The sequence below is a fragment of the Actinoplanes italicus genome, from assembly GCF_003001815.1.
In the GTDB taxonomy this organism is placed as follows: Bacteria; Actinomycetota; Actinomycetes; order Mycobacteriales; family Micromonosporaceae; genus Actinoplanes; species Actinoplanes italicus.
The window spans coordinates 1-19,806 of record NZ_PVMZ01000024.1 but is presented as its reverse complement, the minus strand read 5'-3'; the positions used below and the strand labels follow the sequence as shown (position 1 = coordinate 19,806).

Sequence of the window (19,806 nt, the reverse complement as noted above, 5' to 3'; positions counted from 1 at the left end):
ATCAGGATCACAGGGCGCATCGAGCCAGCCTAAAGGTCAGCGGCGGGCGCGGTTCAGGACCTCCTCGGCGGTCAGGGCGCTCTTCGGGTGGTGGCTCAGGCACATCGCGGTGGCGATCTTCCGGAACGGGCGGCCCTCGGTGACCGCGTAGAACTGGCCGGTGCGCAGCCGCGAGATGTCCAGGACGGTGCTGCCCTTGGCGGCGGCCACCTCCCTGGCCGCCGCGATCTGGGCCGGGCTGTTGAGGAAACCGAAGAACTGGGTGGCCGCGTTGCCGACGATCCGGTTGTGGATGCCGCGCGGCGCCTGGGTCGCGAAGATCAGGCCGAGGCCGTACTTGCGGGCCTGCCCGGCCAGCGCCAGCGTGCTCTCGGTGCAGGCGGTCATCGCGCCGGACGGGGCGAACGTCTGCGCCTCGTCCATGACGAACAGCCCGCCGAGCGGGCGGTCGCCGGCCGGGTTCTGCTTGATCCAGGAGAAGAGCGCCATCTGCAGCTGGTTGACGAAGCTCTGCCGCTGCTCGTCGCCGGGCAGGCCGATCAGGCTGATCACCGAGATCCTTGACCGCTTGCCGTGCGCCGGGGTGAACAGCACGCCGGGGTCGAGCGGGGTCCCCGCACCGCCCAGGAGTGGGTCGTTGACCATCGCGGCCTTCAGGGTCTCGCCCATCTCGGCGGCCAGTTCGCGGGCCCGGCCCAGGCTGGTGACCTCGTCGGGCAGGTCGGCGAGCAGGTCGACGAAGTCACCCAGCCCACTGCCGCCCGTACGGCCGAAATGTTCCAGGGTCTTACGCAGGACGGCCCGCCCCCGATCGGCTTTCGCGGTGCTCGCCGCCATCCGGGCGCGCGGCGCGAGGGTGGCCACGGCCGCGTCCAGGGCCAGCGCGAACTCGTCCGGCTCGTCGAGGACCGCGGCGAAGTCGGGCAGCGGCCGCAGGGTCAGCGGGCGTCCGGACTCGCGGCGCGGCGTCCACACCACGACGTCGACGGCGGCCAGGTAGTCGGCGGCGCGGGCCGGATCGCCGTCGCTCCAGCCGTCCGGCGGCTGCGGCCAGCCGTCGCCGAGGCGGGCCAGGTCGTTGTTGGGGTCCAGGACGATCGCCGAGACACCCCGCAGCGCGCACTCCTCCACGATCCGCCGGAGAAGGACGGTCTTGCCGGACCCGGATCCGGCGAAGATCACCGTGTGCTTCCGGAGAGATTCGAGATCCAGCTGTACGGGTGAACTGTTCTCGACAACGGTCCCGGCCACGATGCCGGCCTCGTCCGGCGGCTGCGGCCGCGCTGTGACCGGCGTCCCGAGGATCGCCGTGAACAGGGCGGTCCGGCCCGCCGGACGGCGATCGCGCAGGAAGTCGGGCAGGGCGGGATCGTTCTCCTCCAGCAGCACGGCCAGGGCGGCGAACGCCCGCAGGTCGCCCGGCGCGACAGCGGTGATGACGCCGCCGAGGTCGAGGAACTCCTGGCGGACCCGCGTGCTGACCGGTCCGGTCGGCCAGTCCGAGTCGCGCAGCAGCACGGCCCGGCGCTTGGTGACCCGCGGGTCGAGCCCGGCCAGGCTGCGCAGCCGGGCCAGCCGCGCCTGGACCGCGCGGGCGTTGGTGTGCGAAAGGCCGCGGAAGTACCAGTGCGCCTCGTCCTCGATCTCGGAGTCGAGGGTCTCGCAGAGCCCGGCGTGCGCCGACGGGTTGCCCTGCTCGACCGGCAGCACCCGGAACCGTCCGTCGCCCTGCTCGACCGCCCACGCGCGCAGCCCGGCCTCCAGCAGCCGGGACATCACGGTGTCCTCGGTCGCCGGGAGCACGGCGGCGGCGACGTCGGCCTCGGCCGCGAGCCGGTCGAAGCGCTCCTGAAGCCGGGCCAGCTGGTCGTCGCCGGCCGTCGGCGGCGCGGGCGCGGAGCTCTCCCGGTGCTCGCCCAGGTTCGCCAGCGGGATGATCTCGTCGCGGCCGAGGCAGTACCGGACGTGTTCGTCGGCGCGTTCGATCAGCTGCCGTGGGGTGTGGTCGAGTGCCTGGTCGAAGGCCTCCGGGAGGATCGGCCACGTGTAGTAGGGCGGCTTGAACTCGGCCGCCTCGAACAGTGGCGCGAACCGTGCGGCGATCAGTTTCTCGGCGACCTCGCGGGACGGCAGCCGCTGCAGCCGGGTCTCCTGCCGGAACCGGCCGCCGGGGGCTCCGTGCCGGATCCGCTGCCAGGACGTCGGCAGGCAGGCGACCACGGTCACGGTCCGGAAGAGCTTCTCCCGCAGGTCCATCAGCCCGTGGCCCAGGTCGGTGGCGATGGCGTCGGTACGACCCGGATCGCTCTGGGCGAAGATGACGTCGATCTGGTCGACCGCCAGCATGCTGGGCCCGGTCAGGGCCAGCAGGCGCGAGATCTCCACGGCGACGTCCTGTTCGGACCGGCCCATCCGCGGCAGGCCCCATTGTTCCCCGTCACCGGTGTCCGGCAGCGACAGCAGCCAGGACTCCCCCAGGTCGGCGACGTCGGTGTCGGCCGCGGCCAGCAGGACCAGCGCGCGCAGCGTGAACCGGCAGTCGCGGCCCGTCTCGGGGTCGGCGATCCGGACCCCGGCCACGAACGCGTCGAGCGCGGCGGCGGTGAGCGGCGCCTGTCCGCGGATCTGGCGGCGCAGCGTGCTCGGCAGCTCGGCGCGTTCGCTGAGCCGTTCCAGGAACATGGCGAGCTGGGTGTGCCGGTAGTAACCGGAGCGGCGCAACCCGCGCAGCAGGGTGTGCACGATGTTCGGCCAGAAGGTACGGCCGTCGGCCATGCCCATCAGGAAGAAGTAGCCCTCCTGCTGCTGGACCTTCTCCCGTGCCCAGCGCAGCAGGTGGGTCTTGCCGGAACCGTGCTGCCCCTCGACGACCAGGCCCAGCGGACTGCCGGTGCGGCGGGCCGCGGCCTCCTCGAAGGCGTGCAGGACGGCCTCCCCGGCCGCACCGTTCAGCTCGTCGAGGTGCACGTCGAGGTCGGTCCACACGTCCTCGGGTGTCGGCGCCCAGTCCAGGCGCCGCAGCTCGGTCAGCGCGCGCCGCTGGTCCTGCTCGATCACGCCCGACCGATCGTGATCAGATGCTTGGCCTCGCCGCCGATGAGGATCGCCGCGTCGTGGGCCTCCCGGGTCAGCTCGCCGCGCGCCGGGTCCGGGTCCAGGTGGATCTCCCGGCGGCGATCCAGGTCTTTGAGGATCCGGTCCTGTTCGGCGCGGTCGACGCCGGCCAGCCGCTGCCGGACGGCGGCGAGGGGGACCAGGTCGCCGGGGTTCCCGGCGAGGTCGTGGTACGCCTCGCGCAGGCGCTGCTCGACCGATCCCTCGGCCGGCGCCGGCCCGCGGTCGGGCTCGGCGAACACGTCGGCGGCCTGCTGGTCGGTGCGGTCCAGGTACCCGGCCAGGTGACGCAGGGTGGCGTAGTGCAGCAGCCAGGCTCCGGCGACCTTCTCCGGCGGTGGGGAGCGGAACTCCTGCCGCGCCCGTGCCCACCCCAGGTCGGTCAATTCGTGAAAGATCGCATTTCGCGGACCCTTCTCGAAAACGATCAGTTTCGCGGCCGACAACTCCTCACGCGCCGATTTGGTGATCTCCATGCGGTAATCGCGGCGAAGATCCGGATTCGACACCCTCTCGGCACGCACCATCAGGGCGATCAGGGCCTGGCGCGCGGGGGTACTGAGGTCAGCGGGCATGAATGCGATCTCCGGATGACGATTCGGCGAAACCGCGCGGACGCGCGTCCGATGAATCATTGCCGGAATCGATGGAACGGTCGCCGCCCGGCGCATGTCCGCTATCCGATTCACACACCCGCCTGTCAGTCAATTGACAGCCGACGAAGACCCGACCCTGCCCTCCCTCAGCGCGGGGAAGAGGCGGTCAGTCGCAGGAGGTGAACCAGGTGTAGCCGGCCTCGGTCCGTCCCGCGAAGGTCTGCATGGTCCGGGTTCCGGCGGCGATCCTCCAGTCGATCGTGTAGACGGTGCCGCTCTCCACGCCCTTGTCCCCGAAGGTGATCGACAGCGCCTCGGGACCGGACACCGCGGTGATCTCGTAGTTGGAGTCGACGTTGGCGCCGGGCCGGCTCTCGATACGCTCGCGGCACTCGTCGAGCGACCACACCTGGAGGACCGCGGGATCCAGCTGGGCGGCGAGCAGATCGAATTGACCGGCGTGGTCCTGCTTGTCGAGGTCGGCGTAAAATTTCTCGATCTCAGCGCGAAGGGTCCATTCCTCCCTGTGGAAGACGTAACCGACGGCGTTGTCGTAGACGTCGCCGATCACTCCGGTGACGAATTTGACGAAAAGCGCGAAAATGATCGCCGCGCCGAGCCACACCAGGAGTTTGCCCACCGGATATGCCTCCCCTCGCCTCGCACTCTACCGATGATCGACGATCTCGCGAGTCGTGCGCGGGGCGTGGAGCGGGGCCGTTCCCGGGTGCGGGAACGGCCCCGTAATTCAGCACCAGGTCAATGTGGAGTTCGATCGGGTGACGTTGCTGATCGTGTTGTTGCTGCCCGTGCACGGGCTCCAGGTGATGTTGGTGTTGCTGACCGTCAGGTTCTGGAACCGGATGCCCGAGGACGGCGCGAACTCGGTGCGGGCCGCGATGCGGACCTCACCACCGCCGCTGACCGTGCCGGAGACCGCTGCGATGGTCACGTTGTAGCAGTTCTCGAGCAGGATCGAGTTGTTGCCGGTGTTGGCGATGTCGATCCGGTCGATGGTGGCTCCGCCGCTCTCCGAGACGCAGAAGATGCCGCGTCCGCCGCCGCGCGCCTTGACCGTACCCACCTTGATGTTGTTGGTGTAGGAACTGCCGATCCGGCCGTTGCGGTTGGCCATCCGGAAGGCGGCGTAACCCGTGCCCGCACCGGCGTTGTCGGCGTCGACCGTACCCACCGTGGCGTTGATCGTCTGGTTGAGGAGCAGGCCGGACTCGCCGACGCTGCGGGCCGTGACGGTGCCGATGGTGATGCCGTCGACGCCGTAGGTCTCCACCGCGTGCGAGCTGGCGCCCTGGACGTAGACGTTGTCGATGCGCACGTTGCGGGTCCACTGGCTGGTGTCGCCGCGGTTGTCGATGCGGACGCCGAGGCCGGCGCTGAGCCGCATGTCGATCTGGCCGAGCCACACGTTGGTGACGTTGCGCATGAAGATGCCGTAGATCGGTGCGCCGGTGACGTTGAGGTAGGGCACCTCGATGTTGCTGACGCCGCGGGCGTAGATCGGGGCGTAGTCGCCGCTGCCGGAGCCGGTCACATTGATCGTGCCGCAGACCGACAGGGACGTGTAGCTCGCCAGCGAGATGCGGGCGCCGGCGCTGATGCTGCCGTTGCCGCGGACGACGACCCGCTGGATCGAGGTGCGGCCGGCGGTGAGACTGCCGATGCCGGCCTGGACGGCGGCGCGGAAGTCGGTGCCGGTGTAGACGGCGCTGCCGGCGGCGTTGCGGGCGGTCCAGGTGCTGCCGCTGACGGTCACCTCGGACTGGAACGTGCCGGAGCCACAGCCGCTGGTACTGCCGCCGCCGGTACCGACCTGCACCATCTGCCACTGCTGGTTGGGATTGCCGAGGTCGGCGTACTGGGCGACGACCGCGCCGTCGGCGGTGGAGTGCTCCCAGACCTCGACGGCCTTGCCGGTGTGCCGGTTGAGCAGCCGCACGTAGCCGCTGTCGGAGTCCTTGAGGGTGAACTGCTGGCGGGTGGAACCGTTGTCGGCGTTCTGGACCAGCTGGGTGCCGTCCGTGGCGTTCGGCATCTCCAGCACGAGCCCGCTGTGCCGACTCTTGATCTTGTAGTAGCCGCTTCCGACGTCGGTGAACTGCCACTGCTGCCAGTTACCGTCGTTGCGGGTGTACTGGTTGATGCCGGCACCGGCGTTGGTGGCCAGGTTGTAGAGGTCCATGGCCTTGCCGCTGTTGCGGTTGACCAGGACGTACCAGGCCGTGGTGTTGACCGTGGCGGCGTTCGCCTGCTGGAGGCCGAACACGGTGCCCGCGCCGGCCAGGGCGGTGACGACGACAGCAGCCAGTGCCGCGCGCCACCGCCGACGGGGATCGGGGGAGCTCATGGGGATTCCTTATGGGGGAGATTCGGCTCACATCGGGGAATGTGAACGCTCACAGGGATCCTAGAAGTCTCCGCACCCGCTCCAAGGCTGTCAAGTTCGTCGATATCATCAGGGCAGGTAGATGTGCTCCATCTCGACGGCCTGACCGTTCTTGATCGTGAACTTGAAGAGCATGTCCGGTCCCACGGTCTCCAGCTCGACCGGCTTCAGCTCCCCGTCCACCACGACCCGGATCTTCGCGTCGTCGGCCAGCTTCACGGTGCGCAGCTTCGTGTTGTTGTTGCGGATGTAGTAGCCGACGCACCAGTCGTTCTCGGCCGGCTTCTCACCGTCGGCGGCGCAGGCCTTCGCGGCGGCCTTGCCCTCGTACCACTCGACCAGGTCGTAGGTGACCTCCCGGGCGGCCGGATCGCTCGACTTGAGGAACGCGTACTGCGGCCCGGCCGGCGCCGCGGAACCGGCGGCCCGGGAGGGCGAGGGCGCGGCCTCGGTGGATTCCGGAGTGGAGCCGGTAGGAGGAGTGGTGACCGCCGGCGAGGTGGCGGCCGGAGTGGCGCCGCAGGCGGTCAGGAACAGGAGCGGGACTAGGGCGAGGTACCGACGCATGCCGGTAACGTAGTGGACGGAGAGTCGCCGCCACCTCACTCTTTCAGGCCACGGTGCGCGTTTTCTCGTACTCTCGCCGGCATTCGATCTCCAGCTGCACCTCGGCGAGCGTTTCCAGCAGCTCCAGCGCCTGCCGGTGGTGTTCCAGCGCCGCCGCCGCGTCGCCGGACTCGCGCAGCGCCACCCCGATCTGACTGTGGCACCAGGCCTGCTGGTGCGGCAGCCGGTTCTCCCCGGCCAGCCGCAACGCCTCGTGCAGCTCCGGCAGTGACGACGTGGCCAGGCCCAGCGCGACCAGACCGGTGATCCGGGCCGGGCCCTCGGCAAGGTCGAGCGCGGCCCTGGCCAGCCCGGCGGCCTCCTCCGGCCGCCCGAGCGCGCACGTCACGAGGCCGTCGAAGGCGAGCGCCTGCGACTGCCCGGCCCGGTTGCCGGTCTTCTCGAACAGCTCCCGCGCCTGCCGGAACCGGGCCTGCGCGGTCTCCGGCTCACCCGCGTCCCGGCGGGCGAACCCTATCCGCAGAGCCAGCGTGGCGGCCAGCTCGTCGTCGGCCGCCTCGACCGACTCGTACGCGGCCAGAGCCTCCCGGAGCCGCCCGGCGGCGGCGTGCGCGAACCCGAGGTCGGCGAGCAGCGACGCCCGTTGCCGGTCCCGGCCGAGACGCCCGGCGGCCTCGGCGGCTTTTTCGAGGAGGCGTACGTGGTCCGCGGTCCCCCGCCGGCGGAAGAACCACACCCGCATCGCCGGAGGCAACCCGGCCACCACCTCGTCCTCGCCGAGGCGCACCGCCGCGGCGAAGGCGGCCACCAGGTTCGGGTACTCCAGGTCGAGCCATGCCTCGTCGCCGGAGCGGGCGGCCGCCAGGTAGTGGCGCACCACCCGCCGGACGGCGGCCTCGGCGTCCGGCTCCTCCTCGGCCGCGAGGTCGGCCGCGTACTGCCGGATAAGGTCGTGCATCCGGAACCGGCCGGGCGCGGTCTCCTGCACCAGGTGCGCGTCGACCAGTTCGTCCAGCACCTCCGCGCAGCGGCCGTCCGGGAGCCCGGTCAGCGCGGCCGCCGCGGCGGCGTCGCAACCGGCGCCCGGCAGCACGCCGAGCAGCCGGAACACCCGCCGCTGCCCGTCGTCGAGCTGGCGCAGCGACATCCCGAAGGCGGCATCGAACCGGCCGTTGCCGTCCCGGAGCCGCTCGGCCAGGACCGCCACCGTCCAGCCGGGACGGTGACGCAGCCGGGCGCCGGCCATCCGCAGCGCGAGCGGCAGCCCGCCACACTGCCGCAGCACCGGGGTCACCTCGTCCGGCTCACCGGGGCCGAGGCCCGCGGCCCGGCCGAACAGGCGCGCCGCCTCGTCGTCGCCGAGCGGCGCCAGCGAGACAGGCGGCACCCCGTCCAGGCTGACGAGGCGATTGCGGCTGGTCAGCAGCACGGCGGAACGACCGGCGCCCGGCAGCAGCGGCCGCACCCGGCCGGCGTCGGCGGCGTTGTCGAGGACCACGAGCACCCGTCGCCGGGACAGCTCCGAACGCCACAGCCCCGCCCGGGCGTCGAGCCCGGCCGGCACGGCCACATCGAGGGCGCCGAGCAGCCGTTCCAGTGCGGCCGACGGTTCCAGCGGCTCGTGACCGGGCGTGAAGCCGTGCAGGTCCAGGTACAGGCCACCGTCGGGGTAGGCGCCGGCCAGCCGGTGCGCCACGTGCACGGCCAGGCTCGTCTTGCCGACACCGGCCATGCCGTCGACGGCCGCCGCCCCGGCCGTACGCAGCAGCTCCTCGACGCGGTCGCGCTCGGTCTCACGGCCGGTGAAGTCGAACAGGTCGGCGGGCAGATCGTTGCGGCGCGGGGCCGGGGTCGCGCCGGCCCTGGTGGCCTCTGCCCAGAGCGGGCGCAGCGGCCGGGGGTCGCGGCCGACGGCCCGGCACAGCGCGACGACGGCCTCCCACGGCGGGATCAGCCGGCCGGTCAGGTAGCGGGACAGCGACGAGCTGCTCAGACCTGCCTGCCCGGCGAGGGCGCGCAGGCTGACGCCGCTCACCTGCTTGATCTGGGCGAGCTGGGACACCAGTCGCTCGTGCGGGCCGGACACGTGCAACACCGTACCGTCCCGTCCCACGGCGACCTTCCGGCAGCACATCCGCCCTGGTGAGAGGCCAGATGACTGTCCCATGGTGTCCCACGGCGGGCGCGGGGCGGCACGGGCCGGTGGTCAGCTGGTTCCAGCGAGGGGAGCGACGATGCCGATCGAACGGATGCCGGACCCGGTGACCCTGATCCCCGGGGCACGGGAGGCCCTGACCGCTCTGGAACGTGCGGTCGCGGCAGCCGGTCCCGGCGACGCGCTGCTGGCACTGTGCCGGCGGCGGGTGGCCGAGATCCACGGCTGCGGTGGCGGCCCGGCCGTGGCGGCCACCACCGAGGAACGGGCCGCGCTGGCCCTGACCGACGCGGTGACCCGCCTCGATCCGGTGCCCGATCGACTCTGGGACACCGCCGCCACCCACTTCGACCAGAAGGAACTGGCGGCCCTGCTGCTCACCGTCGCCATCGCCGGTGGACGTCACCGGCTCACCGTTCCCACCGGAAGGACAGAGATCATGACGAAGACGTACGAGGGCTTCACCGAGGCCGAGCGCGGTGCCATGAAGGAGCGCGCCAAGGAGCTGAAGGCGGGCGCCAAGGAGTCCGAGGTGCTCGCGAAGATCGCCGAGATGACCGGCGACGACCGGGTACTGGGCTCGCGGGTGCACGAGCTGATCCGGGCGGCCGCGCCGGGACTCACCCCGAAGCTGTGGTACGGCATGCCGGCGTACGCCCGGGACGGAAAGGTCGTCTGTTTCTTCCAGGCGGCCGCCAAGTTCAAGTCCCGCTACGCGATGCTCGGCTTCAGCGACGAGGCACGACTCGACGAGGGTGACCTGTGGGCGACGTACTTCGCGGTGACCGCGCTGACCCCCGAGACCGAGGCCCGGATCGCTGACCTGGTGAAGCGGGCGGCCGGGCCTCGTTGACCTCCGGGGCTACGGTTCTGCCATGTCTTCTGTCTCCTATCCCCGGGCCGTCGCGACCGCCGCACTGCAGGCCGGGCTCAGCGGAGCCTGGATCGCCGCCCGGGATCTCCCACCGTGGCGACGGCGGCTGACCCGTCTCGGTACGGTCGCCGTCGTGGCCGCCGCCGGATACGCCGTGGCCCCGGAGCGGGCCGAACCGGAACCCGAGCCGGAGCTGGTGGTCGCGGACAAGCCGTTCCTGGTCACGGAGCCGCCGGCCGCCGAGGAGGAACCGGGACCGGCCTTCGACAAGCGCAAGGCGATCCTCGGAGTCGCGGTGGTCGGCCTGACGGCGGCGGCCTACGTGGGCCGTCACCAGCTGGAGAAGCGCTGGCTGGCCCGGCTGACCCGCAACGGGCACCGGCACCCGACGCGGGGACTGGCGGTGCGGATGGCCTCGGTCGAGTTCGCGGCGACGCTGGCCCTGCAGATCGTCGACGTCCGGCGGTTCGGGCGGAGGTGACCCGCGGCGGTCACCCGCCGGAGGCCCGCACGATGGCGATCACCCATCGGAGGCCCGCACGATGGCGATCACTCGCCGGAGGCCCGCAGGATGTCGTCGACGGCGTCCTCGCGTACCGCGTCGTAAAGGGCCTTCGCCTTGGCCTTGTCGGGGAGAACCACGCTCTCGCCGCCGATCCGGCCGGTGCCCTTCGACGGGTTGGTCAGGAACGTGAGGTTGCCGCTGCGCAGGTCGCGCATCTCGGTCACGGTGTCGAAGATCGACATGGTCTTGTCGACCGAGACGGCGTCGGCGGTGGCCCGCAGGAAGCTGTTGAGCTTGCCGGGGTTGGCCAGCGTCCCGCCGGTGGCGGCCTTGTCCAGGATCGCCTTGATCACCTGCTGCTGGTGGCGGATGCGGGCGAAGTCGCCGTCGGCGAACTGCTTGCGCTGCCGGGCGTAGTCCAGGGCGGCGGCACCGTCGAGGTGCTGCTCGCCCTGGCTGAACTTGCGGAACGGCTCGTGGATCGACGTGATGTCCTGCTCGATGTAGAGATCGATGCCACCGAGCGCGTCGACGATGTCCTGGAAGCCGGCGAAGTCGATGATCGCCACGTTGTCGATGCGCACACCGGTGAACTTCTCGACGGTCTGCACGACCAGCGGGATGCCGCCCCAGGCGTACGACGCGTTGATCTTGGCGTCCCGGTTTCCGTTCTTGGAGTTCTTGGCGGGCGGCACGTGCACCCAGGTGTCGCGCGGGATGGAGATCAGCTGGGCACTGGACCGGTCGGCCGGCAGGTGCGCCACGATGATCGTGTCGCTGCGGGAACCGCCGGTGGCGTCCGGATCACGCGAGTCGCTGCCGAGAAGCAGGATGTTGCGGGCCTTCTGGACGACCTTCTCCGGGCGGCCCTCGTCGGGCACCTCGGCGAAGGCGTCGACGCGAACGATGTCTTTCTCCACCGAGCGGAGGTAGAGCCCGCCGGCGACCGCCCCGCCACCGCCGAGCAGCGCCCCGGCCAGCAGAGCGATGAGAACAAAGCGCAGCGCGCGGCGTTTCTTGGTGGGCGCCGGCGGCTGCGGCTCCTCCCCCGGCAGGGAGATGCGCGCGGTCTGCTCGGGGTCGGGCTGGCTCGACATGGCGGCGATCATACGAGCCGGTCAAGCCGTCGAACCACCCGCACCAGCGTCACCGCCGGCCACCCTCCCGGCACGGTGGGCTGATCACACCCCTTGCCCCTTTTTCTCCCGCGGACCGCAGCTGCCGACCGGCGGACGCCACCTCGCCGCGTGGTGATGTGTGGCCCGATCCACAGCCCGATCCACACCGCAGATCACCACGCGGCCCGGCCGGTCCCACTGCGTGGTGACCTACGCCCACGGGCGCGCCACAGATCACCACACGGGCCGGGCCGCTCCGCAACGTGGTGACCTACGCCCACGGGCGCGCCACAGATCACCACGCGGGCCGGGCCGCTCCGCAACGTGGTGACCCACGCCCACCCGCGCGCCACACATCACCACGCGGGCCGGGCCGCTCCGCAACGTGGCGACCCACACCCACCCGCGCGCCACAGAACACCACGCAGGCCGGGCCGCTCCGCAACATGGTGACCCACACCCACCCGCGCGCCACAGAACACCACGCAGGCCGGGCCGCTCCGCAACGTGGCGACCCACGCCCACCCGCGCGCCACAGAACACCACGCAGGCCGGGCCGCTCCGCAACGTGGCGACCCACACCCACCCGCGCGCCACACATCACCACACGGGCCGGGCCGGGCCGCAACGTGGTGACCTATGACCACGGGCGCGCCACAGCTCACCACGCGGGTGGGCAGGTGGCGTGTCGGTCTGGGAGGGTGGAGGAGTTGATCGACTTCACGATTGAGTTGCTGACCGCTTTCGCCAAGGACAGCCGAGGAGACGGGAGAGGGAGTGGCGGACGTTGAGTGAGGCACTGCGCCACGTTGAGGCACTGCGCCACGTTGAGGCACTGCGCCACGTTGAGGCACTGCGCCACATCGAGGTGCTGGCGGCGTTGCTGCCGGAGGCGCAGCGCGCCGCGCATGCGTACGCCCGCGGCATTGATCTCTTCTCCGGCTCGGACGATGTCGAGTCGGCGCATCCGAGTGGGCGCGCCTATGTGGCGGCGACGCGGATGGCGCTGCTGCAGAGTGAGGTGAGCGAGGCGCTGCAGGAGATCCGCAGCCGGGATCTGGATCTGGATCCGGCGGCCCGCCGGCCGGACGACGCGCTGAGCCTCGAACTCGCCGACGTCATGATCCGGCTGCTGGAGCTGTCCGAGTACCTGGGCGTCGATCTGGGTGCCGCCCTGGTGGCCAAGACCGCGGACACGCTGGGCGGATACCGGCACGGTGGCGTCCGGTTCTGATCACCTCCGGCTAAGTGAGACGGACCGGGAGGGCGACCAGGCCCCGCGCTCGGAAGGAGGGCCGCCAACGGAGGTCGGCGGGTGGCACGGCAAGGCGCAGGGCGGGGAAACGCCGCATCGCCGTACGGATGGCGATGTCCAGCTCGATGCGGGCCAGCGGCGCGGCCACGCAGTAGTGGATGCCGTGTCCGAATGTGAGATGGGCGGCACCCCGGCCCGGCCGCATCGCGCCGGGCTCCGGGAACGCGTGCGGATCGCGGTTGGCCGCGCCCACCACGAGCAGCACCGTCTCGCCGCGCGGCAGCACCACGCCGTCCAGGTCGACGTCCTCGGTGGGGAAGCGGCGCAGCAACACCGGCGCGGGCGCTTCGAGGCGCAGCAGCTCCTCGACGTCGAGCGGCAGTCCGGGCGTGGTCAGCAGGGTCAGGATGCCGGTGCCGATGGCGTGCACGCTGTTCTCGTAGCCCGCGAACAGCAGCAGGAACGCCAGCGACGTCAGCTCGTCCTCGGTGAGCCGGTCGCCCTCCTCGCGGGCCGCGATCAGCGCCGAGAGCAGGTCGTCGGCGGGCTGGGCGCGTTTCGCGCCGAGCAGCGACTCGAGGTAGGCGTGGATGGCGCCGACGGCACGGGCAGCGGCGGCCCGGTCGCCGCCGGGCGGCACGAGCATCGTGTCGGTCCAGGTACGGAAGTCGCCGCGGTCGGCCTCGGGAACCCCGAGCAGGTCGGAGATGACCGCCACCGGCAGCGGGCCGGCGTAGTCGCGGATCAGGTCGGCCTCGGCAAGACCCCGGGCGGCGAGCCGGTCGAGCAGGTCGTCGGCGGTTCGCTGGATCTTCGGGCGCAACTCATCGACCCGGCGCGGGGTGAACGCCTGCGACACGAGCCTGCGCAGTCTGGTGTGGTTCGGCGGGTCGGTGTTCAGCAGGTTCGCGTCCAGGGCCGGCGGCAGCGAGAAGCCGCGCCAGCTGCCGTCGCCGTTGGCCTTGTCCACCGACAGGCGCGGATCGGCGAGCAGCGCGCGGACGTCGGCGTAGCGGGTCACCAGCCAGACCGGCGAGCCGTCCGGCAGGTCCGCCCGGACGGCCGGAGCGCTGTCGCGCAGGCGCGCGTACACCGCGTGCGGGTCGGTGAAGAAGGCCTCAGAGACAGGTAGCGACATCGTCTCCCCCGGTGACGAAGAAGGGCCGGGCATCCACGGGGGAAGATGCCCGGCCTTTCGCTGCAAATCGAACCACATCCATCACCCGTTGCGCTACCCGAGAGGCCCGGTCCTTGCGAATGCGCTACTTCTAGCGGGTCTTCGCGGGCGGCCGCCCACACCATCGGAATCCGACAGTCCAGGAGGACCGATGGAGACGTCACTTCCCCTGATCGGCCGGGATGCCGAGATGCGATGCTTCACCACCCTGCTCGGCTGGGTCGCACCGGACCGGGCCGCCGTGCTCCTCGTCGACGGGCCGCCGGACAGCGGACGGGCCCGTCTGCTGCGGGAGTGCGCCGCCGAGGGCCGCCGGCTCGGCGCTGCCGTGGCCGTCACCCGGGAGCGGGTCGTGGTGGTCCGCGACCATGCGGGGCCGGTCGACGCGTACGCCCCGGGCGGTCTCGTGGCGTCGGCGCCGGTCCTGATCGTCGCCACCTCGGCGGCCGGGCTGGAGAACGTCCCGGCCGAGGTGCACCGGATCCGGCTCGGCCCGCTCTCCCCCGCCGACGTACGCCGCCTGCTGGCACACGCGCTGCCGGGAACACGGCCCGGACCGCGGCTGCTCGACCTGACCCGGGTGGCGGCCGGGCGGCCCGGAGCGGTGGTACGGCTGATCGCCGGGCTGCGTGAGGAGGGGCTGCTGCGGATCGTGGACGGGTCGGCCGTACCGCTGCCGGGCCGTCTGCCGGATCGCACCCGGGCCCGGCTCGCCGGGCGGTTCGCGGCGCTCTCCCCCGCCGCCCGGCACCTGGTGCAGGCGGCCACCGCGCTGCCGTCGCCGTTCCCGCCGGCCCGGCTGGCCGCGCTGCTCGGCAGCACCGTGCTCGGCCTGCTGCCGGCCATCGAGGAGGCCCTGGACTCCGGGCTGCTGACGGCCGCCGGCGAGGCGCTGTCGTTCAGTCACGACCTCGTCCGGCCGGTCGTCGAGGCGGCCATGCCGTGCGCCGTGGTGGCCGCGCTGCGCAGCGAGCGGGGCGCCCGCCCGCGCCCCGCCGCCGCCCGCCGCGGGCCCCGCCCGGCCGTCTCCCGTGAGGCCGACTGGAGCGCGCTCAGCGGCCGGGAGATGGAGATCGCCGAGCTGGTCGGGCAGGCCCTGACGAATCGGCAGATCGCCGACCGGGTCGGCCTGTCGCCGCACACCGTCAACTACCACCTGCGGCAGATCTTTCAGAAGCTGGGTCTCGCGTCCCGGGTGGAGCTGGTGTCGTCGCTGCGGCGCCGGGAGGCCGCCGCGATGCGGTGACCGTAGAGCCAGTCGTGCGCGTCCGGCCGGGCCGCCGCCAGCGCCCGGTCCCGGATCCGCTGCTCGGGACCGTCCGGCAGGTGATGCACGCGCAGCCCGGCCCGGGACATCGCGAACACCTGCCGGACCCGCTCCTGTCTCGACGCCTGGAACCCGGCGAAGTCCAGGCGGTCCGCCAGCGTCACCGCGTCCTCGATCGCCTGGGCGGCGCCCTGGGCGATGAACGGCAGGATCGGGTGCGCCGCGTCCCCGAGGAGGACCACCCGGCCGTGATGCCAGACCGGCAGCGGCGGCATGTCGTACAGGGGCCGCGGCCGCATCCGCCCGGCGAGCGCGATCAGGCCGCGGACCGACGGGTGCCAGCCGTCGAAGCGGGCCGACGGGGCCACCACGACCAGGTTCACGTGATCGTGGCTGATCGGGTAGGTGACGCAGTGCCGTCCGGGGCCGAGCCACACCACCACCCGGTCCGTGTCCACGAATCTGCCGGCGGCGGCCCGCGGCAGTACCGCGCGGCCGGCCGCCAGACCGCTGTGGGCCGGCGTCGCTGAGCAGGTCAGTCCACGCACGACCGACCGGAGCCCGTCCGCGCCGATCACCGCGTCGAACCGGCCGGCCGTACCGTCGTCGAAGCCGAGGACCGCACTCGTACGGTCGTCGCGGACCGCCACACAGCGGCGGCCGAGAACGATCCGGGATCCTCCGGCGGCCTCCCGCAGCGCCCCGATCAGCGCGCCGCGCGGCATCGTCAGGTACGGCACGTCGTACCGGCCCAGGTCGGTGCGGCCGAGCACCCGGTCGTCCTGCCAGCGGCGCAGTTCCCGCTGAGCCACCGGGACGGCGAAGTCCAGGCGGACGCCGAGGTCGAGCAGCTCGGCGGCCGCGTTCGGGGAGATCTGGATGCCGGTTCCCTCGTCGCCGAGTGCGGGCCGCTGCTCGACGACCACGCACTCGGCGTCCCGGCGGGTGAGGGCGATCGCCGCGGTCAGCCCGCCGATCCCCGCACCCACGATGGCGATCCGCCGCACGGACGCCTCCTCTCAGTAGTAGCGCAGGGCCCGGTCCCAGTCCTCGTCCGCGGTGAACAGGCCCCGCGGTTTCATCACCTCCGGCATCGCGGTGAGCACGCCGGGCGGCACCAGGGTTCCTGGCGGCACCGCGTCGACGGCCGCGTCGAGGCCGTGGGCGGTGCCGATCGAGGCCAGCAGCCCAGCGCTCGCCACGGCGGCGTGCCGGTCGTCCACCTCGATCTGCACCCGCAGCCCGGACGCGGTGTGCCGGGCCCGCCAGAACAGCACGCCGTACTCGGCGGGCAGGCGGAACACCAGCTCCTCGAGACCGAGCTGGGTGATTCCGGCACCGGCGGAGAAGCGGCCCAGCACCCGTACGGTCGGCAGTGCCCAGCCGCACGGGCAGTCCCGGTGGCTCACCTCGACGCGGTCGCCGATGTGGTACCGCAGCAGCGGCATGGCCTCCCGGCAGAGCGGTGTGACCACCAGCTCGCCGTCGCCGTCGGCGCTGATCCGGCCGGTCGCCGGGTCGTACACCTCGAAGATCGCCCGATCCGCCCACAGGTGCATCTCGCCGTGCGGGCACTCGCCGGCCAGGCCGCCGGTCTCGCTGGCGCCGTACTCCTGCACGACCGGGACGCCCCACACCCTGGCGATCCGGTCCCGGCGTGCCGGGCTCAACGGCTCCCCCGCCACCAGCAGCGCCCGGAGGGCCGGGAAGTCACGGTCCGGCCGGAGTCCGGCCCGGCGCGCCGCGGCGGCCCAGACCAGGGTGTCGGTGGGCAGCGACCAGGTGAGTGTGACGTCCAGGTCCTTCAAGAGACGGACCACCTTGGCGTACGGGGTGGCGAGCGACCGGTTGTCGGCCGGCACCACGGTCGCCCCGCACGACCGGGCCGCGGCGTGGGCCACATGGCCCGTCAGCATGAGCGCGTACGGCGTACGCACGAGGAAGGTGTCGGTTTTGTCGATGCCGACCCGCATCCGCGCGTATCGGTCGACGAGATCGACCCAGTCGGCGTCGGTGTAGTACGACGCCGTCGGCGTGCCGGTGCTGCCGCTCGACTCGTGGTAGGTGGCGAGCCGTGACCGGTCCACCGCGAGCATTCCGAACGGGTACGCGTCGCGCAGATCGTCCTTGGTGGTCAGCGGATACTCCGCCAGCCCGGCCCGGTCCGCCGGCACCCCGGCTCGCCGGGTCCGGTAGAACGGCGACGCGGCCGCGGCCGCCAGGGTGCCCGGCAGCAGCGAATCCTGCACCTTCGCGAGGCCGTCTAAGTCGGTCCAGTCCCCGATCCGGGGCAGCCGGCCGCTCACAGCTCGTGGCACAGTTCGTCGATGGGATAGCCGACGTGGCGTTCCCGTCCGGGCAGGTGGCCGAGCACCTCGTCGCCGGGTTTCAGCTCGGTGGAGTTGTGCACCACTCCGCCGGGGCCGAGAACCCGCACGTGCCAGTCGTCCTGCACGATGAGGTTGAGACGTTCGCCGGTGGGCGCGACCGCGTCGATCGCCAGCAGCGGCCGCGTCTCGATCTTGACGCGGCCGACCGTGACGGGCCGGGTGCGGCCGTCGGCGCGGACCGCCAGGACGGTGCTGCCCGCCTCGAGTTCGCACAGGTAACGGGTGCGTTCGTGGCCGGCCAGCGTGTACGACATGATCGCCCCGGCGTTGACCCGGAACGGCCGCATCGGCATGTACGGCAGCGGGTGGGTCTCGCTCACACAGAGCAGCAGTCCCCGCGACCGTGACCCCACCAGGATGCCCTCGTCCTGCCCCAGGTGGGAGCACGTGTCCACGCAGGCCCGTTCGCCGGATCCGCAGTGCCTGATCCCGGTGACGGTGAGGGTGACCAGTTCGAGGTCGGGTGAGCCCTGCCGGACCACCTCGGTGAGTTTGGTGGCGTCACCGGGTCCGGAGGGGCGCAGCAGGATGCCGTCAGGGCCGCGTTCCAGCACGGTGAGGTGCACGGACGCCTCCTCGACGTCGTTCACCTCGGTGATGATCCGGCCCGGCGCGCCGTCGGCGGCGGCCAGCACGATCTCGAGGGGGATGTGCGTGGGGTCGTGGAAGCGGATCACCGTCAGTTCGTCGCGGCGGACCCGTTCGCAGGCCAGTTCCAGGGTCTCGGCGTCGGTGACGTCGATCCGGCTGCCGAACCGCAGGCCCTCGTGCCCGGCGGCGAGCCGTGCCGGGTCGCCGTGCCGGACCGGGTCGACCAGCAGCAGGTCGGCCTCGCCGGTGTCGGCGGGCAGGTCGTCGCCGGTCACCACGAGCACCCGTGTCACGGTCGGCGGCAGCCCGGCCAGGTCGGCCGGGTCGTCGGTGACGACCGCCTCGAACCGCAGGTGCAGTGCCTCCTCGACGGCCTCGCGCCGCCATTCGCCGGTCCGGCGCAGGTCCAGCCAGCAGTCCCGGTCACGCATCGCGGCGCTCATCGGACGATCGCCGGGGTGCGGTCGTGCACGACGGCGGAGAGCTGCCGTACCGCGGCGCCCGGGTCGGAGGCGGTGAACACCCGCCGGCCGACGGCGACCCCGGCGGCGCCGGCCCGCATGGCGGCCGCCATCCGGCTGAGGACGGCGTCCGGGTCGGATCCGGGCGCCCCGCCGGCGGCCAGTACCGGCACCCCCGCGCCGGTGATGATCCGGCGGGTGGCGGCCTCGTCGTCGGGCAGGGCGGTCTTGACCAGGTCGGCGCCCAGCTCGGCGGCGATGGCCACGGCGTGGGCGACCAGGTCGGGGGCGAGGCCGTCGCGGACGGCGGGGCCACGCACGTACATCATCGCCATCAGCGGTACCGACCAGCGGTCGCAGTCGTCGGCGACACGGGCCAGGTGCGCGATCTGGGCGGCCTCGGTACGCGAGGCGGCGTTGACGTGCACACTGACCGCGTCGGCGCCGAGCCGCAGGGCCTCCTCGACGGTGGTGACCGGGTACTTGGCGTCCGGGTCGGCGGCCATCGCGGTGCTCGCGTTCAGGTGGATCGTCAGGGACAGGTCACGGAACCGGGCCGGGCGGATCCGGCGTGCCGCTCCCTTGTGCAGCACGACACCGTCGGCGCCGTGCTCGGTCAGCGAGGCGACCAGGGCGTCCAGGTCACCGGCGGCGCGCAGCGGGCCCGCGCCCACCGCGTGGTCCAGCGGCACCAGGAGCAGTCCCGAGCCGCCGCGGCGGCCGAGGTGCCCCAGGCGCAGCCGCCTACCGAAGGTTTCGTTGCGGTACATCGCCTCACCCTCCTGTTCGGAATGTCGTGAGGGCGAAGCTAATGACGACGCCTGCGGCGGGCCCACTGCCCGAGTGGGTGGCCGGATGCATTTACGCAGTTCAGGACGCTGCGGTCAGCCGCACTGATGAAACGGGTAGTTGCCGGCGCGCGTCGGCGGTGCATCGTCCGATCGCCTGTGATAGATATTCGGGACCGGCCATCACGGGGGAAATCTGGCCATCACGTCCGACACCTCGACGGGGGCGGCATGATGATCTCTCTGGGTCGGCGCTCGTGAGCGGGGGACACTTCGGCCGTGACGCCGAGGTCGATCTGCTCACCCGCATCCTGGACGACACCGCCGCCGGCGCCGGCGGCTGGCACACGCTGACCGGATCTCCGGGCATCGGCAAGTCGCGGTTGCTGCGTGTCGTGATCGGCCTCGCTGCCGAACGTGACATCGCGGTCGCGACCCGGGAGGCGTTCCTGCTGGATCAGGCGGCGCCGCTGGTGACGCTGGCCGGGGCGCTGCGTGACTGCACGCCGCCGACGGCGGCGTTCGGCTGGCTCACACAGCGTGA

At 72.2% G+C, this 19,806-nt stretch carries 17 protein-coding genes; 5 read left to right on the top strand and 12 right to left on the bottom strand.

What is annotated here, in order from left to right:
* Positions 1-36: 36 nt before the first annotated feature.
* From CLV67_RS41180 to CLV67_RS41155, 6 genes are all read right to left on the bottom strand, one after another.
* Positions 37-3,057: a helicase HerA domain-containing protein gene (locus CLV67_RS41180; protein ID WP_203737894.1), complete on the bottom strand. Its 3,021-nt coding sequence runs from the start codon at positions 3,055-3,057 to the stop codon at positions 37-39.
* The gene (locus CLV67_RS41175; protein ID WP_106328650.1) at positions 3,054-3,689 is read right to left on the bottom strand and encodes a hypothetical protein; all 636 of its coding nucleotides are present in this window, start codon (positions 3,687-3,689) and stop codon (positions 3,054-3,056) included. The genes CLV67_RS41180 and CLV67_RS41175 overlap by 4 nt, the downstream gene beginning before the upstream one ends.
* 187 nt (positions 3,690-3,876) lie before the next feature.
* Positions 3,877-4,350, bottom strand: a complete 474-nt coding sequence (locus CLV67_RS41170) for a hypothetical protein (RefSeq protein WP_106328648.1) — start codon at positions 4,348-4,350, stop codon at positions 3,877-3,879.
* Positions 4,351-4,458: 108 nt separating this feature from the next.
* Positions 4,459-6,075 (bottom strand): RICIN domain-containing protein, encoded by a 1,617-nt coding sequence (locus tag CLV67_RS41165; protein WP_106328646.1) that lies wholly within the window; start codon positions 6,073-6,075, stop codon positions 4,459-4,461.
* 108 nt (positions 6,076-6,183) lie between these two features.
* Positions 6,184-6,681: a hypothetical protein gene (locus CLV67_RS41160; protein ID WP_106328644.1), complete on the bottom strand. Its 498-nt coding sequence runs from the start codon at positions 6,679-6,681 to the stop codon at positions 6,184-6,186.
* A 43-nt stretch (positions 6,682-6,724) separates the two neighbouring features.
* On the bottom strand, positions 6,725-8,767 hold the full coding sequence (locus CLV67_RS41155) for an ATP-binding protein (protein ID WP_239166975.1): 2,043 nt from the start codon (positions 8,765-8,767) through the stop codon (positions 6,725-6,727).
* 508 nt (positions 8,768-9,275) lie between these two features.
* Here CLV67_RS41155 and CLV67_RS41150 point away from each other — a divergent pair.
* On the top strand, positions 9,276-9,689 hold the full coding sequence (locus CLV67_RS41150) for an iron chaperone (RefSeq protein WP_106328865.1): 414 nt from the start codon (positions 9,276-9,278) through the stop codon (positions 9,687-9,689).
* A 22-nt stretch (positions 9,690-9,711) separates the two neighbouring features.
* On the top strand, positions 9,712-10,191 hold the full coding sequence (locus CLV67_RS41145) for a hypothetical protein (RefSeq protein WP_106328640.1): 480 nt from the start codon (positions 9,712-9,714) through the stop codon (positions 10,189-10,191).
* A 68-nt stretch (positions 10,192-10,259) separates the two neighbouring features.
* Here CLV67_RS41145 and CLV67_RS41140 read toward each other — a convergent pair whose 3' ends face one another.
* On the bottom strand, positions 10,260-11,312 hold the full coding sequence (locus tag CLV67_RS41140) for an LCP family protein (RefSeq protein WP_239166974.1): 1,053 nt from the start codon (positions 11,310-11,312) through the stop codon (positions 10,260-10,262).
* An 808-nt stretch (positions 11,313-12,120) separates the two neighbouring features.
* Here CLV67_RS41140 and CLV67_RS41135 point away from each other — a divergent pair.
* Complete coding sequence (locus CLV67_RS41135; RefSeq protein ID WP_106328636.1) at positions 12,121-12,567, top strand: nucleoside triphosphate pyrophosphohydrolase family protein; 447 nt, start codon at positions 12,121-12,123, stop codon at positions 12,565-12,567.
* 10 nt (positions 12,568-12,577) lie between these two features.
* Here CLV67_RS41135 and CLV67_RS41130 read toward each other — a convergent pair whose 3' ends face one another.
* Positions 12,578-13,726, bottom strand: coding sequence for a cytochrome P450 family protein (locus CLV67_RS41130; protein ID WP_106328634.1), 1,149 nt, complete (start codon positions 13,724-13,726; stop codon positions 12,578-12,580).
* A 190-nt stretch (positions 13,727-13,916) separates the two neighbouring features.
* Here CLV67_RS41130 and CLV67_RS52910 point away from each other — a divergent pair, with 190 nt between their 5' ends.
* A complete protein-coding gene (locus tag CLV67_RS52910; RefSeq protein WP_203737891.1) occupies positions 13,917-15,011 on the top strand; it encodes a helix-turn-helix domain-containing protein in 1,095 nt (364 codons plus the stop codon).
* On the opposite strand, the gene CLV67_RS41120 is transcribed toward CLV67_RS52910, so the two are convergent.
* The 4 genes from CLV67_RS41120 to CLV67_RS41105 are packed head-to-tail and all read right to left on the bottom strand — an operon-like array spanning position 14,936 to position 19,244.
* On the bottom strand, positions 14,936-16,039 hold the full coding sequence (locus tag CLV67_RS41120; protein WP_106328632.1) for an FAD-dependent monooxygenase: 1,104 nt from the start codon (positions 16,037-16,039) through the stop codon (positions 14,936-14,938). The two genes, CLV67_RS52910 and CLV67_RS41120, sit on opposite strands and share 76 nt — an antisense overlap.
* A gap of 12 nt (positions 16,040-16,051) precedes the next feature.
* Positions 16,052-17,350: an AMP-binding protein gene (locus CLV67_RS41115; RefSeq protein ID WP_239166973.1), complete on the bottom strand. Its 1,299-nt coding sequence runs from the start codon at positions 17,348-17,350 to the stop codon at positions 16,052-16,054.
* On the bottom strand, positions 17,335-18,456 hold the full coding sequence (locus tag CLV67_RS41110; protein WP_239166972.1) for a 3-dehydroquinate synthase II family protein: 1,122 nt from the start codon (positions 18,454-18,456) through the stop codon (positions 17,335-17,337). Before CLV67_RS41110 ends, CLV67_RS41115 begins: the two co-directional genes overlap by 16 nt.
* The gene (locus CLV67_RS41105; RefSeq protein WP_106328628.1) at positions 18,453-19,244 is read right to left on the bottom strand and encodes a 2-amino-3,7-dideoxy-D-threo-hept-6-ulosonate synthase; all 792 of its coding nucleotides are present in this window, start codon (positions 19,242-19,244) and stop codon (positions 18,453-18,455) included. The genes CLV67_RS41110 and CLV67_RS41105 overlap by 4 nt, the downstream gene beginning before the upstream one ends.
* A gap of 275 nt (positions 19,245-19,519) precedes the next feature.
* Here CLV67_RS41105 and CLV67_RS53915 point away from each other — a divergent pair.
* Positions 19,520-19,806, top strand: a 287-nt coding sequence (locus CLV67_RS53915; protein WP_249037983.1) for an ATP-binding protein, incomplete at its 3' end; no start/stop codon positions are given.

What these genes read in the sequence shown, in the direction of transcription:
- CLV67_RS41150 (WP_106328865.1), top strand. Translation starts at nt 9,276, where the DNA reads ATGACGAAGACGTACGAGGGCTTCACCGAGGCCGAGCGCGGTGCCATG.
- CLV67_RS41105 (WP_106328628.1), bottom strand. Translation starts at nt 19,244, where the DNA reads ATGTACCGCAACGAAACCTTCGGTAGGCGGCTGCGCCTGGGGCACCTC.
- CLV67_RS41130 (WP_106328634.1), bottom strand. Translation starts at nt 13,726, where the DNA reads ATGTCGCTACCTGTCTCTGAGGCCTTCTTCACCGACCCGCACGCGGTG.
- CLV67_RS52910 (WP_203737891.1), top strand. Translation starts at nt 13,917, where the DNA reads ATGGAGACGTCACTTCCCCTGATCGGCCGGGATGCCGAGATGCGATGC.
- CLV67_RS41145 (WP_106328640.1), top strand. Translation starts at nt 9,712, where the DNA reads ATGTCTTCTGTCTCCTATCCCCGGGCCGTCGCGACCGCCGCACTGCAG.
- CLV67_RS41140 (WP_239166974.1), bottom strand. Translation starts at nt 11,312, where the DNA reads ATGTCGAGCCAGCCCGACCCCGAGCAGACCGCGCGCATCTCCCTGCCG.
- CLV67_RS41165 (WP_106328646.1), bottom strand. Translation starts at nt 6,075, where the DNA reads ATGAGCTCCCCCGATCCCCGTCGGCGGTGGCGCGCGGCACTGGCTGCT.
- CLV67_RS41160 (WP_106328644.1), bottom strand. Translation starts at nt 6,681, where the DNA reads ATGCGTCGGTACCTCGCCCTAGTCCCGCTCCTGTTCCTGACCGCCTGC.
- CLV67_RS41110 (WP_239166972.1), bottom strand. Translation starts at nt 18,456, where the DNA reads ATGAGCGCCGCGATGCGTGACCGGGACTGCTGGCTGGACCTGCGCCGG.
- CLV67_RS41175 (WP_106328650.1), bottom strand. Translation starts at nt 3,689, where the DNA reads ATGCCCGCTGACCTCAGTACCCCCGCGCGCCAGGCCCTGATCGCCCTG.